This is a genomic window from Kitasatospora sp. SUK 42, from assembly GCF_015776785.2.
In the GTDB taxonomy this organism is placed as follows: domain Bacteria; phylum Actinomycetota; class Actinomycetes; order Streptomycetales; family Streptomycetaceae; genus Kitasatospora.
Genome location: NZ_LFMD02000007.1, coordinates 549,107 through 562,039 on the forward strand (window position 1 = coordinate 549,107; position 12,933 = coordinate 562,039).

The 12,933-nt window shown below is 74.5% G+C and carries 10 protein-coding genes; 5 read left to right on the plus strand and 5 right to left on the minus strand.

Annotation, left to right across the window (positions count from 1 at the left end):
- Positions 1 to 80: 80 nt before the first annotated feature.
- Positions 81 to 1,682 carry a metallophosphoesterase family protein gene (locus RZ50_RS24150; RefSeq protein WP_196952469.1) on the plus strand — a complete coding sequence of 534 codons (1,602 nt, stop codon included), beginning with the start codon at positions 81 to 83 and terminating at the stop codon, positions 1,680 to 1,682.
- Between the two features lie 35 nt (positions 1,683 to 1,717).
- On the opposite strand, the gene RZ50_RS24155 is transcribed toward RZ50_RS24150, so the two are convergent.
- Entirely contained in the window at positions 1,718 to 2,959 is a 1,242-nt protein-coding gene (locus RZ50_RS24155) for an ATP-binding protein (protein WP_308272166.1), read from the minus strand.
- Positions 2,960 to 3,297: 338 nt separating this feature from the next.
- On the opposite strand from RZ50_RS24155, the gene RZ50_RS24160 reads away from it, so the two are divergent.
- On the plus strand, positions 3,298 to 4,035 hold the full coding sequence (locus RZ50_RS24160; RefSeq protein WP_308272405.1) for a (2Fe-2S)-binding protein: 738 nt from the start codon (positions 3,298 to 3,300) through the stop codon (positions 4,033 to 4,035).
- 18 nt (positions 4,036 to 4,053) lie between these two features.
- Here RZ50_RS24160 and RZ50_RS24165 read toward each other — a convergent pair whose 3' ends face one another.
- Positions 4,054 to 4,809, minus strand: coding sequence for a hypothetical protein (locus RZ50_RS24165; protein ID WP_217680827.1), 756 nt, complete (start codon positions 4,807 to 4,809; stop codon positions 4,054 to 4,056).
- A 144-nt stretch (positions 4,810 to 4,953) separates the two neighbouring features.
- Positions 4,954 to 5,706, minus strand: coding sequence for an FCD domain-containing protein (locus tag RZ50_RS24170; RefSeq protein ID WP_308272169.1), 753 nt, complete (start codon positions 5,704 to 5,706; stop codon positions 4,954 to 4,956).
- A 234-nt stretch (positions 5,707 to 5,940) separates the two neighbouring features.
- Between RZ50_RS24170 and RZ50_RS24175 the strand changes: the two genes are divergently transcribed.
- Genes RZ50_RS24175 through RZ50_RS24185 form a run of 3 tightly spaced genes read left to right on the plus strand, consistent with a single transcriptional unit; the run spans position 5,941 to position 9,847 of the window.
- On the plus strand, positions 5,941 to 7,494 hold the full coding sequence (locus RZ50_RS24175; protein ID WP_254803037.1) for an APC family permease: 1,554 nt from the start codon (positions 5,941 to 5,943) through the stop codon (positions 7,492 to 7,494).
- Entirely contained in the window at positions 7,491 to 8,678 is a 1,188-nt protein-coding gene (locus tag RZ50_RS24180) for a CaiB/BaiF CoA-transferase family protein (RefSeq protein WP_217680828.1), read from the plus strand. The genes RZ50_RS24175 and RZ50_RS24180 overlap by 4 nt, the downstream gene beginning before the upstream one ends.
- Positions 8,675 to 9,847 (plus strand): acyl-CoA dehydrogenase family protein, encoded by a 1,173-nt coding sequence (locus RZ50_RS24185; protein ID WP_196947046.1) that lies wholly within the window; start codon positions 8,675 to 8,677, stop codon positions 9,845 to 9,847. Before RZ50_RS24180 ends, RZ50_RS24185 begins: the two co-directional genes overlap by 4 nt.
- Before the next feature lie 133 nt (positions 9,848 to 9,980).
- Here RZ50_RS24185 and RZ50_RS24190 read toward each other — a convergent pair whose 3' ends face one another.
- Together RZ50_RS24190 and RZ50_RS24195 are read right to left on the minus strand one after the other, a co-directional pair.
- The gene (locus RZ50_RS24190; protein WP_196947047.1) at positions 9,981 to 11,042 is read right to left on the minus strand and encodes a hypothetical protein; all 1,062 of its coding nucleotides are present in this window, start codon (positions 11,040 to 11,042) and stop codon (positions 9,981 to 9,983) included.
- Positions 11,043 to 11,210: 168 nt separating this feature from the next.
- Positions 11,211 to 12,797 (minus strand): alpha-amylase family glycosyl hydrolase, encoded by a 1,587-nt coding sequence (locus RZ50_RS24195; protein WP_196947048.1) that lies wholly within the window; start codon positions 12,795 to 12,797, stop codon positions 11,211 to 11,213.
- Positions 12,798 to 12,933: the final 136 nt, after the last annotated feature.

Here is a 12,933-nt window from a genome sequence, read left to right on the forward strand (position 1 = left end):
TCTCCCCCACGACCCGCCGAACGGGAAAGTTCACGCCCCAGGCCCGGCGCGGTTCACCTCGGGCCGTGAGGCTGACCGCCATGAACGATTCCACTGGACGTCCCCCCGTCAGCAGGCGCGGGCTCCTGGCCGGGGCGACCGGCCTGAGCCTCGGCGGCGCCGTGTCGCTCTCCGGCGCCGCCGCCGTCACCGGCGTCGGGGCCACCCCGGCCGCCGCCTCCCCGGTGCTGTGGGAGCGGCCGGGCCGCTCCGGCGCCCCGCGGGTGGCCGGGCTGCACCTGCAGTTCGGCTCGGACGCCTCGCGCGAGGTCGTGGTCTCCTGGCACACCACCAGGTCCGTGTCCAACCCCCGCGTGATGTACGGGACTTCCCACGGGGGCTTCGGCCGCTCCGAGCAGGCCGCGACCCGCACCTACCGGGACGCCGCCTCCGGCACCGAGGTCCAGGTGCACCACGCGCGGATCACCAACCTGCGCCCCGACACGGACTACGTCTACGCCGCCGTCCACGACGGCGCCACCCCCGAACTGGGCACCGTGCGCACCGCCCCGCGCGGCCGGGCCGCCTTCACCTTCACCAGCTTCGGCGACCAGGGCACCCCCACCCTCGGCAAGAAGACGGCCAACGGCTACGTCAACGACAACCTCGGCAGCTTCGCCGCCGGCGACACCACCGCCGGGGTCGAACGGATCGCCCCGCTGTTCCACCTGCTCAACGGCGACCTCTGCTACGCGAACATCGCCACCGACCGGGTCCGCACCTGGTCCGACTGGTTCGAGAACAACACCCGCTCCGCCCGCCACCGCCCCTGGATGCCCGCGGCCGGCAACCACGAGAACGAGAAGGGCAACGGCCCGATCGGCTACGGCGCCTACCAGGCCTACTTCGAGCTGCCGGAGTCCCGCTCGGACGAGGAGCTGCGCGGCCTCTGGTACTCGTTCACCGCCGGCGCGGTGCGCGTGATCAGCCTCAACAACGACGACGTCGCCCTCCAGGACGGCGGCAACTCCTACGTCCACGGCTACTCGGGCGGTGCCCAGCAGCGCTGGCTGGAGCGGGAGTTGATCGCCGCCAACGCGGACCCGGACATCGACTGGATCGTGGTCTGCATGCACCAGGTGGTGATCTCCACCGCCGACAAGTTCAACGGCGCCGACCTCGGCGTCCGCGAGGCCTGGGTGCCGCTGTTCGACAAGTACGGCGTCGACCTGGTGGTCTGCGGCCACGAGCACCACTACGAGCGCTCGCACCCGATCCGCGGCCAGCAGCCGACCGACACCCGCACGCCGATCCCGGTCGCCACCGGCACCCAGACCATCGACACCACCAAGGGCACCGTCCACATGGTCATCGGCGGTGGCGGCACCTCGGCCCCGTCCAACCAGCTGTTCTTCAACCCCGCCAAGGCCCGGGTGATCACCGGCGTCGGGCCCGTCGACCCGGCCACCGGCAAGCGTCCGCCGGTCTACGTGATCGAGGACGCCCCCTGGTCCGCCTTCCGCGACGCGGACAACCCGTACGGCTTCGCGTCCTTCGACGTCAAGCCGGGCGAGCGCGGCGGCAACACGACCATCGACGTGACGTACTACTCGGTGAGCGGCCCGTACGGCGACCTCGTCCCGGTCGACCGCTTCACCCTCACCCGCCCGCGCGGCGCCCGCGGCGGCGGCCGGGGACGCTGACCCGGTGCGGTGGCGGCGTCCTGACGCGGGCGCCGCTACCGCCCCGGCAGTTCGCAGGTGACCCGCCAGCCCACCGGGGTGCGCGGGCCCGCGCTGAGGGTGCCGCCGTGGGCGGTGGCGCGGGCGGCGAGACCGGCCAGGCCGGTGCCGCCGGAGCCGGGGCGGCGGCGCAGCCGGGGCCGGCGGGTGGCGGGGCCGCCGTCGTCGGCGACGGTCACCCGAACGGCCCGCCCGCCCGGGCCGGGGGCCACCTCGACGGTGACCTCGGTGGCCTGCGGGGCGTGCCGGCGAATGTTGGTGAGGGCCTCCAGGACGACGGCGTAGGCGGTGGCCTGCGCCTCGGCGGCGAGCAGTCCGGCGGCCTCCGGGGCCAGGTCGACGGTGGCGCGCGGGCCGCCGGTGGTGCCGAAGCGGGCGACCAGCTCCGGCAGGTCGGCCAGTCCGAGTCGCCGGGTGGTCGCCCCGGTGCCCTGGTCGCCCTGCGCGGCGCCCTGATCACCCTGATCGCCCTGATCACCCTGATCACTCTGCGGGTCACGGAGGGCTCCGACCATCTCGTCCATCGAGTCGAGCGCCCGCAGCCCGGCCTCCTCCAGGCGTCGCAGCAGGGCGGTGGTCTCCTCCGGCTCCTGGCCCGGGAGTTGGCCGGCCTGGGCCTCCAGCACGATGCCGGTGATCTCGTGGGCGACGAAGTCGTGCAGACCACGGGCCACTTCGAGCCGCTGCTCGCGCCGCGCCCGGGCGACCGCGCGTTCCCGGCGGGAGTCCAGGACCCTCAGGTAGAGGCCCACCCCGGCGACCCCGAGCGCCGGCAGCAGGGAGCACAGCACGCCGAACACCGGTCCGGCCGGGCCGCCCTGGGGCGTCCGCAGGGCGAACCGCAGCGGCAGCACGACGGTGGCCAGCCCGACCAGCGCGCTGATCGGCCCGGCCCAGCGGTCGGGCAGCCGGCGGATGGCGCGGAAGAGCACCCCGAGCAGGGCGAGCCACTCGAAGGGCAACCAGAAGGCGGGCAACCGGTACGGCCCGGGGTAGAGCAGGTCGACCAGCAGCGAGACGCCGGCCGCCGCCGCGGCCGCCCTGCCGAGGGTGATCCGTTGGGTGGGCCAGGGCAGCAGCGCCACCACCGCCGTGAGCGTGGCGGTGGCGGCGAGCAGCGCGGCGGCGCCGAGCGTGCCCGGTCGCGCGAGCGCGACGGGCCCCAGCAGGGCGAGCGCGGCGGTGGCGGCGAGCGGCCGCCGGAACCGGGCGGGGCGGGACGGAGGATCGGTGCGCACGCCGCCGAGCCTACGGGCCACTCGCCGAGCCCCCGGGCCACCCGCCCGGGGGAGGCGGCCTCCTCCCGGCGGCGGAGGCAACTCCCCTCTCCGGGGGGATGATTGCCCGGGAGCGTGGGAGCAGACTCTTGGGCGGGGCGGGTGCGCCGGTACCGGCGCCGGGGGGCGGTACCGTTCAGGTGCGTGATCGGCATACGGCCGTTCACGCACCCGAACGGTGCCCGACCCCGACTCCGGAGGCCCGCCTTGCCGCCCCAGCACCACCGCCCGTCCGCCGCCGGGCCGACCGAACGTGGCGCGGGGTCCAACGGCCGCACCGGGGAGGGCCGTTGAACCCCGTGCCCGAACAGCTCCCGGTGGACTACGGCCGACTCGCCGCCGTCGGACCGTACTTCGCGCTGGACAGCTCCGCGGACGGCACCCCGCCGCCGGGCTTCCGGCCGCTGCCGGAGCTGTACGGCACCGGGCCGGACGCGCCGCTCGCCGGGCGGATCCGGGTGGTGGCGCAGCGGCTGGGCACCGCCGAACCCCGGGTCGCGGCCTCGATCCTGCACCTCGGACTGGCCGCCCGCTTCTGGTCGGTGGGCCTCGGCTCCGCCGTCCTGCTGGGGGCGGTCCCGACGCTGGAGCGCGCCTGGGTGCGGATCCCCGACCAGGGCCCGATCGATCTGTGGACGCCGCCGGAGCCGGTGGCGGCGCGGCCCGCCGGGCTGGCCGACCAGCTCCAGGAGACCGTCCTGATGGGCCAGTTGGAGCCACTGGCGGCGGCGGTCCGGGCCGCCGTCCCGCTCTCGGCGCGCCTGCTGCTCGGCAACGCCGCCTCCGCGCTGGCCGGGACGCTGCGGGTGCTGGAAGCGCATGCACCGGGCCCGGCCCGGGAGTTGGTCGCCGAGCTGCTGGACCGGCCACCACTCGCGGGCTCCGGCACGCTGCGCACCGGGCCGCACGGCACGGCCTTCCGGCGGACGAGCTGCTGCCTCTACTACCGGATCGGTCCGGGTGCGGGGCTGTGCGGGGACTGCTGCTTCAGCCGGCCGCCGAGGCCCGGGAAGGCCACCGGCAGGCGGGAGAACTAATACCTTCACTGATGAAGGTCATATCCGGAGCGCCGCTTCCGGAGCCCCCACCACCACCTCCCAGTCCACCGCCCCCGACGGCACCCGGGCCCGATCCGCCGCCGGTTCGGCCCGCAGCGCCCGCGCCAGCGAGCCCACCGGGAAGGCCGGGGTGGAGGCCGCCAGCACCCGCCCCTCTCCGGTGAGCACCGCCGCCTCGCCGGGCAGCGCCCGCAACGGCGGCACCAGCAGCCGCTCCAGCGCGGCCAGCGGCACGTCCCCCGCCACCACCCCGACGAAGCCCGCGCCGGGGACGGTCACCGGCCGGGCGCAGCACAGCACGTACCGGTCGGCGCAGAGCAGGTCGACCTGCGGCCCGGCCACCACCGCCCGCCCCTCGTCCCGGGGCCCGGCGAACCAGGACAGGGCGCGGTAGTCGTAGAAGTCGGCGTCCGCCGGGTCGAGCGCGAGCCGCAGCCGCCGCTCCCCCTCCCCGCGTGCGGCGCGGTACCACCACTCCACGTGCAGCTCGGCATCGGCCAGCGCGCCGGGCGCGGCGACCGCTCCGCCGCCGAAGAAGCGCGAGCCGGGCCGGCCCAGCAGCTCGCTCACCGGCCCGTGCAGGGCGCCGAGTTCGGCGGCGGCCGGACGCCGGCCCTCGGCGGCCGCCCGGCTCCAGCGGTCGACGGCGGCCGCCCGCAGGCCGTCCAGTTCGGCGAGCACCGATTCGACGGCGGCGGCGACCCGCCGGGCACAGTCCACGGCGGTGGCGGGCAGGGTGAACGCACTGGTCATGACGGCTCCGGCAGCGGGTGAGGGTTCCGGCGGCGGGCGAGGCCGCGGGTGCGGTCCGGGACGGGATGAGACGGGACAGGAACGGGACGGGGCAGGAACGGACGAGGCGGACGGGACGGGAACGGACGGCTCGCGGCCGCCGCCTCAGCCGTCGTCCGCCAACTGCAGGTGCCCGCGCACCAGATGGTGCACGCAGCTGACGGTGTGCGCCTCCGCCGCCGCTCTCGCCCCGGCGGCGTCGCCGGCCAGGACCGCGACCAGGATCTCCCGGTGCTGCTCGGCGAAGCGCTCCTGGTCGGGCCCGTACGGCGCGGGCAGCCAGAGCAGCGGGCCGAGTTCGGCCTGCAGCCGGACGGCGAGCTGGGTGAGGCGCACCGACTGGGCGGCGACGGCGAGTTCGATGTGGAAGCGGGCGTCGGCGCGGCGCCGTTCGGCGGGGCCGGCGGCGTCGCGCAGCTCGTGCACCAGCCGGGTGAGCCGGGGGGCGAGGTCGACGGGGGCGCGCTCGGCGGCGAGCCGGGCGGCGGTGCCGGAGACGGCCAGCTCCTCGTCGCCGAGGTCGCGCAGGTCCACGGTGGCGAGGTCGCGCAGCCGGGCGAGCTGGAGGTGCTCGGAGCCCCCGGCGGGGGTGCGGACGAAGCTGCCGCCGTTGCGGCCGCGCCGGGTCTCGATCAAACCGGCCTCGCGGAGCAGGGCGAGCGCCTCGCGGACGGTGCCGTTGGCGACGCCGAGTTGGTCGGAGAGATCGTTCTCGCTGGGCAGTTGGTCCCCGTCGGCGACCAGGCCCAGGGCGATCGCCTCGGTGATCCGGCGGGCCACCGCGTCGGCGCGCCCGAGGTCGGTGAGCGGTGCGAGGACGGCGCTGAGCAGCGGGGTGGCACTGCCTATGGTCGCCACTCCGGGCCCCTCCTCGTTCTCCGGGCGTTTCCCGAAGGGTACCTCCCGATCGGGCGCGCACCCTTGCCGCTAGAAACCCAATCTCGTATGTTTTCCCGCAACCTCGGCCCGAGCATCGACGCCCCGGTACACCCGGCGACCCCCAGTACCCCCGCAACCACCGACACCACCAGCACCGCCAGCACTGCCCCGCACCGCCCCCGCCGCATCACGACACGTTCCCAGGAGCAGGTCATGACCGATGCCAGTGCACGCGCCACCTCCCCCGACGCCTCTCCCCCCTCCTCCGGCTCGAACACCCACGCCCATACCGACAGCGACGCCGCCCGCCTCGCCGCCCTCGGCTACACTTCCGAGTTCAAGCGCGACATGAGCCTGTGGGCGAACTTCTCGCTGGGCTTCACCTATCTCTCCCCGGTTGTGGGCGTGTACACACTCTTCGCGTCCTCACTGGCCACCGCCGGCCCGCCGCTGGTCTGGAGCTTCCTGATCGCGGGCACCGGCCAGCTGCTGGTGGCCCTGGTGTTCAGCGAGGTGGTCGCCCAGTTCCCGGTGGCCGGCGGGGTGTATCCGTGGGCCCGCCGGCTCTGGGGCCGCACCTGGGGCTGGCTCACCGGCTGGGTCTACCTGTTGGCACTGATGTCCACCATCGCGGCGGTCTCGTACGGCGCCGGCCCCTACGTGGCCGCACTGCTGGGCGTCGAACCGAGCACGGCGACCACCGTGTGGTGCGCGCTCGGCCTGCTGCTGCTCGCCACCGTGATCAACCTGGGCGGCACCAAGGTGCTGTCGGCGGCGGCCGTGTTCGGCTTCGCCGCCGAGCTGCTGGGCGCCCTCGCGGTCGGCGGCTGGCTGCTGTTGACCCACCGCTACCACGGCCTCGGCGTGGTCTTCGACCGCTTCGGCGCGGGTGACGGCGGCTCGTACACCGACGCCTTCCTGGCCGCCGGGCTGATCGCCGTCTTCCTCTTCTTCGGCTTCGAGGCCTGCGGCGACGTCGCCGAGGAGGTGCCGAACCCCGGCCGACAGATCCCCAAGTCGATGCGGCGCACCATCTACGTCGGTGGCGCGGCGGCGATCGGGGTCAGCCTGGCCCTGGTGATGTCGATCAAGGACATCGGCGCGGTGGTCTCCGGCGACGACAAGGACCCGGTGGCCGCGGTGCTGCACGACGCCTTCGGCCCGGCCGGCGCCCGGGTGGTGATCGGCGTGGTGCTGATCTCCTTCCTGTCCTGCGTGCTGAGCCTCCAGGCCGCGGCGAGCCGGCTGACGTACTCCTTCGCCCGGGACCGGATGATCGTCGGCAGCCGGCTGCTGGCCACCGTCTCGGACCGGCTGCGCGTCCCGCCGTACGCCCTGCTGCTCGCGGCGGCGCTGCCCGGTGTGATCATCGTGGGCGCCTCGGCGCTGTCCGAGGGGGCGCTCACGAAGATCATCTCCTTCTCCAGCATCGGCATCTACCTGGCCTTCCAGATGGTGGTGCTGGCCGCCCTGCGGGCCCGGCTGCGCGGCTGGCGCCCGAGCGGGGACTTCCGGCTCGGCCGCTGGGGCCTGGCGGTGAACATCGGCGCGCTGGTCTACGGCGTCGCGGCGATCGTCAACATCTGCTGGGGCCGCACCCCGGACGCCGCCTGGTACGACAACTACCTCGTGCTGCTCTCCGCCGTGGTGGTGCTCGCCGCCGGCGGCCTCTACCTGCTGCTGGCCCGTCCGCACCTGCACGGCGACGCCCCCTCGGGGGACGCGACCGCGGACCGGGCGACGGCAGGCGACGGGGGGCTCGCATGACGGGGCTCCCCCTGGAGGGCGTCCTGGTCGCCGACTTCGGCCGGGTCCTGGCCGCGCCCTACCTGACCATGCTGCTGGCCGACCTCGGCGCCGACGTGGTCAAGGTCGAACAGCCCGGCACCGGCGACGACACCCGCGCCTGGGGCCCGCCGCACGCCCAGGGCGAGGCCACCTACTTCCTCTCCGTCAACCGCAACAAGCGCTCCCTCGCCCTCGACCTGCGCGACCCGGCCGACCACGCCCGGGCGGTCGAACTGGTGCGCCGGGCCGACGTGCTGGTGGAGAACTTCCGCCCCGGCACGATGGACCGCCACCGCCTCGGCCCCGCCGCCGCACAGGCCCTCAACCCCCGCCTGGTCTACTGCTCGATCACCGGCTTCGGCTCCGGCAAGGGCGCCGGACTGCCCGGCTACGACCTGCTGGTGCAGGCGGTCGGCGGCCTGATGTCGGTCACCGGACCGGCCCCGGGTCAGCCCGTGAAGACGGGCGTCGCACTGGTGGACGTGCTCACCGGGCTGCACGCGGCGGTCGGCGTCCTGGCGGCACTGCGCGAGCGCGACACCACCGGCCGCGGCCAGCTGGTGGAGGTCAACCTGCTCTCCACGCTGCTCTCCGGGCTGGTCAACCAGTCCGCCGGCTACACCCTGGCCGGAGCCGTGCCCGGCATCCTCGGCAACCGCCACCCGTCCATCGCCCCGTACGAGGTGTTCCCCGCCGCAGACCGCCCGCTGGTGGTCGCGGTCGGCAACGACCGGCAGTTCGCCGCCCTCTGCCGGGGCCTGGACGCGCCGGAGCTCGCCGCCGACCCGCGCTTCGCCACCAACGGCGACCGCGTCGCGCACGTCGAGGCGCTCGCCGCCGCCCTCACCGAGCGGCTCCGACTGCGCACCGCCGCCGAGTGGTTCACCGTGCTCACCCCGCTCGGCGTGCCCTGCGGCCCGGTCAACGACCTGGCCGGCGCCTTCGACCTCGCCGACTCCCTCGGCCTGAACCCCCGGGCCACCCTGCCCGGGCCGGACGGCACCCCGCTGGACCTGGTCGCCAACCCGATCGGCCTCTCCCGCACCCCGCCCCGCTACCACCTGCCCCCGCCCCGGCTCGGCGAGCACACCACCGAACTCACCGCCTGGCTGGACTCCCCCGGCACCCCCTCGACCCCCGACTCCCCCGAGGACCCGATATGAGCTCCCCCCTCGCCGACCCGCTCGACCTGATCGACTTCGCCACGCTCCTCACCGACGAGGAGCGCGAGATCCAGGCCACCGTCGCCCGGTTCCTCGCCGACCGGGTCCGCCCGCACCTGCCCGAGTGGTTCGACCAGGCCCACTTCGCCCGCGAACTCGCCCCCGAACTGGGCGCGTTGGGCCTGCTCGGCATGCACCTGGACGGCTACGGCTGCGCCGGCACCAACGCCGTCTCCTACGGCCTGGCCTGCCTCGAACTCGAAGCCGCCGACTCCGGCTTCCGCAGCTTCGTCTCCGTCCAGGGCTCGCTCTCGATGTACTCGATCCACCAGTGGGGCTCGGAGGAGCAGAAGCGGGAGTGGCTGCCGCGGCTCGCCGCCGGGACGGCGATCGGCTGCTTCGGGCTCACCGAACCGGACTTCGGCAGCAACCCCGCCGGGATGCGGACCCGGGCGGTGCGCGACGGCTCGGACTGGATCCTCAACGGCGGCAAGATGTGGATCACCAACGGCGGCATCGCGGACGTCGCGACCGTCTGGGCGAGCACCGAGGACGGCGTGCGCGGCTTCCTCGTCCCGCGCGGCACGCCCGGCTTCACCACCCGGGACATCGAGCGGAAGCTCTCGCTGCGCGCCTCCGTCACCTCCGAACTGCACCTGGACGACGTCCGGCTGCCCGCCGAGGCGCAGCTGCCGGGGGCCAAGGGCCTCCGCGGCCCGCTGTCCTGCCTGAACGAGGCGCGGTTCGGCATCCTGTTCGGCGCGGTCGGCGCCGCCCGGGACTCGCTGCAGGCGGCGCTGCGGTACGCGGACTCGCGGGTCCAGTTCGACCGGCCGATCAGCGGCTTCCAGCTGACCCAGCGCAAGCTCGCCGACATGGCGCTCGCCCTCGGCAACGCGGCGCTGCTCGCCGTGCACCTCGGGCGGCTCAAGGACCGGGGGCGGCTGCGGCCGGAGCAGGTGAGCGTCGGGAAGCTCAACAACGTCCGCGAGGCGCTGGCGATCGCCCGGGAGTGCCGGACGATCCTCGGCGCCAACGGCATCTCGCTGGAGTACTCCCCGATCCGGCACGCCAACAACCTGGAGTCGGTGCTGACCTACGAGGGGACGAGCGAGATCCACACGCTGGTGGTGGGGCAGGCGCTCACCGGGCAGGCGGCCTATCGCTGACCGGACGTCGGGGGCGCGGCCCGAACGGGCACGGGCCCGCGTCCGGCTTGTCCAGGGCCGGGCGCGGGCCGCCGATGTCCACCCGGCGCCGATGCCCTGGCGCCGGGTGGAGTCTCTTCGGGCGGCGCGGTCCTCAGACCGCGACCGCCTCCTCCATCTCCTCCTCGGCCTCCTGGTCCTCCTCGGCGGTCTCCACCGGGCGGCGTCCGCCGCCCTCGTACATCGCCGCGGCCACCAGGGCGGCGCCGCCCAGCAGCAGCCAGACCAGCAGGGTCACCACGTGCCCGCCGAGGCCCGCGCCGCCGTCGAAGTACATGATGCTGCGGGCGCCTTCGAGGAAGCCGGCACCGGTCCAGAAGCCGTGCAGGGATCCGAAGAATCCGTTCTGCAGCTCGGGCCGGTAGATCCCGCCGGAGGAGGTGAAGTTCAGCATCACGAACAGCACCATCAGCGCCAGCGTGGTCCACTTCTTCAGGAAGCTGTGCAGGCCGATGCCGATCAGCACGATGCCCGCCGAGTAGAGCCAGCCGAGCGCCCAGATCGCGGCGTGGTCGTGGTCGACGACGTGGAACACCGGACCGGCGGTGACGATCCCGATCACGCTCACCACCAGCGAGACCGCCACGCCCACCAGCGCCCGGATCCGCATGCTCAGCGCGGCACCGGCGGCGCCGATCACCGCGACGCTGGCGTAGGAGCCGATGCTCAGCGCGACCAGCAGGAAGAACAGGCCCTGCCCGGTCGGGTCCCCCTCGGCCGGGGTGGTCAGGTCGGTGACGTGCAGCGGGACGCCCTGCTTGTCGGTGACGTTGGTGAACACCGCCGTCGCGGCCACCACCGAGGTCTCCGAGTTGCCCTTGGCCACGATCAGCTCGGGGCGCTTCGCGTCCGGGACGAACGCGCCGACCAGGTCGCGGTCGCGCAGCTGCTGTTCGGCGGCGGAGCGGTCGGGGAGCGTACGGACGTCGAGCGCGTCACCGGCCTTGCCCTGGATCGCCTGCGCCAGCCCCTCCGCCTGCGGCCCGGCCCCGACGACGGCGACCTTGAGGTGGTGCGGCTCGGGCTGGTGGAAGGCGCCCAGGTAGGCGAGCGCCATGCCCAGGCACATCAGCAGCGGGGTGATCAGGTGGATGGCGAGGTGCTTGAGCGAGTGCCCCACGGTGGGCGCTGCGGCAGGTGTCCGGGCTGTGCTCATGGTGTTCGTACCGTTCTCCGGTCGTGGCTCGACTCATGGCGACGGATGGCATATACAACCAATTCAGGTGGTAAATGCAACCATCTATCGATGTAGCTTACAACTATCCGACACCGATCGAAAGCCGACCCCGGGGCGGGCACGGCCCCGGGGTCGGCTCGGCCCGACTCAGATCAGCTCGAACACCCCGTACGAGAAACCGTCCGCCCGCAGCTCGCCGTCCAGCACCCGCACGCCCTGCGCCTCCAGCGGACGCACACCGCCCGCGCCCTCCGCCAGCCGCACCGCCCCCGGCTCCCGACCCGGGTTGACCGCCACCAGGTACCGCCCGGCCCGGGTGTACACCAGCGGGTACCCGGCGTGCCGGACCTCCACCCCGTCGGCCGCGCCCAGCCCCGGGTGCGCCCGGCGCAGCGCGATCAGCCGCCGGACGGTGTGCAGCAGCGAGGTCGGGTCGGCGCGCTGGGAGAGCACGTCCGGGCGGCGCGGGTCCGGGTCCAGCGGCAGGTAGAACCGCTCGGGCGAGGCGCTGGAGAACCCGGCGGACGGGCCGGGCGCCCACTGCATCGGGGTCCGCGAGCCCGCCCGGTTGTAGCGCGGGCCGAGCACGCTGCCCTCGACGTCCGGCAGTCCCGGCACGTACCGCATGCCGATCTCGTCGCCGTAGTAGACGGCGGGCAGGGTCGGCCAGGTGAGCAGGAAGGCGAAGGCGGGGGCGAGTTGACCCCCGGTGCGCGGACCGGTGGAGAGCCGGGAGAAGTCGTGGTTGGCGGTGGGCAGCACGATGTGCCCGCGGCCCCCGGTGAGTTCGGCGGCGGAGCGCCAGGCGTCCAGGAACGGCTGCGGGGTGCCGCGCCCCTCGGCCTCGAAGTAACACGCCTCCTGCTGCCAGAAGTCCTCCACCGTGCCGGAGTTGTTGTTCCACAGGGAGCGCAGCGGCAGGCCGCGGTCGGCGCCGCCGAAGTGCAGGAAGAAGTCCGCGTGGAAGCCCGCTCCGACGGCGGCGGCCGGCTCGCCCCATTCGGCAAGCAGGGCGGCCTCGGGGTGGGTGCGGTCCAGCCAGTCGCGCAGTTCGGTCCAGAGCCTGGCGGTTTCGGCCCGGCCCGGGTCGTCCTTGACCAGCGAGTACGCCATGTCCACCCGGAACCCGGCCACCCCGAGGCCGAGCCAGTGCGCCATGATCCCGCGCAGCGCCGCCCGGTTGGCGCGGGGGCCCTCGGCGTCCACCGGCTGGCGCCAGGGCTCCTCGGAACTTCCGCGCGCGTAGCCGAAGTTGAGCGCGGGCTGACAGTCGAAGAAGTTCGGCCGGTACCAGCCGGGGCGGTTTCCGGGCGAGGCGACGAAGCCGTCCACCTTCCGGTCGGACCAGATGTAGCGGTGATCGGACGGGTCCTCGGTCGCGGCCAGGAACCAGGGGTGGCGGTCGGAGGTGTGCCCGGCGACGAGGTCCAGCAGGATCCGGATGCCCTTGCCCCGGGCCGCCTCGACCAGCGCGACCAGGTCCTCGGTGCGCCCGTAGCGCGGGGCCGGGGTGAGGTAGTCGGTGACGTCGTAGCCGGCGTCGCGGAACGGCGAGGCGAAACAGGGGTTGAGCCAGACGGTGTCCACCCCGAGCCAGGCGAGGTGGTCGAGGTGGTCGACGATGCCGCCGAAGTCGCCGATCCCGTCGCCGTCGGAGTCGGCGAAGGACTGCGGGTAGATCTGGTACAGGACGGCATCGGCCAGCCAGTCGGGGCCGGGGCGGGTCGAGGTCATGGGGTGGGTCCTCCTACCGGGTCCGGGGGCCGAGGGGGCCGGGGGCGGAGCAGGCCGGGGCGGAGCAGGCCGGAGCGGGCCGGGGGCTGCGCCGGGGCGCCAACGATTCTCGTCCAATCAGGGCCGTCCCGACAGC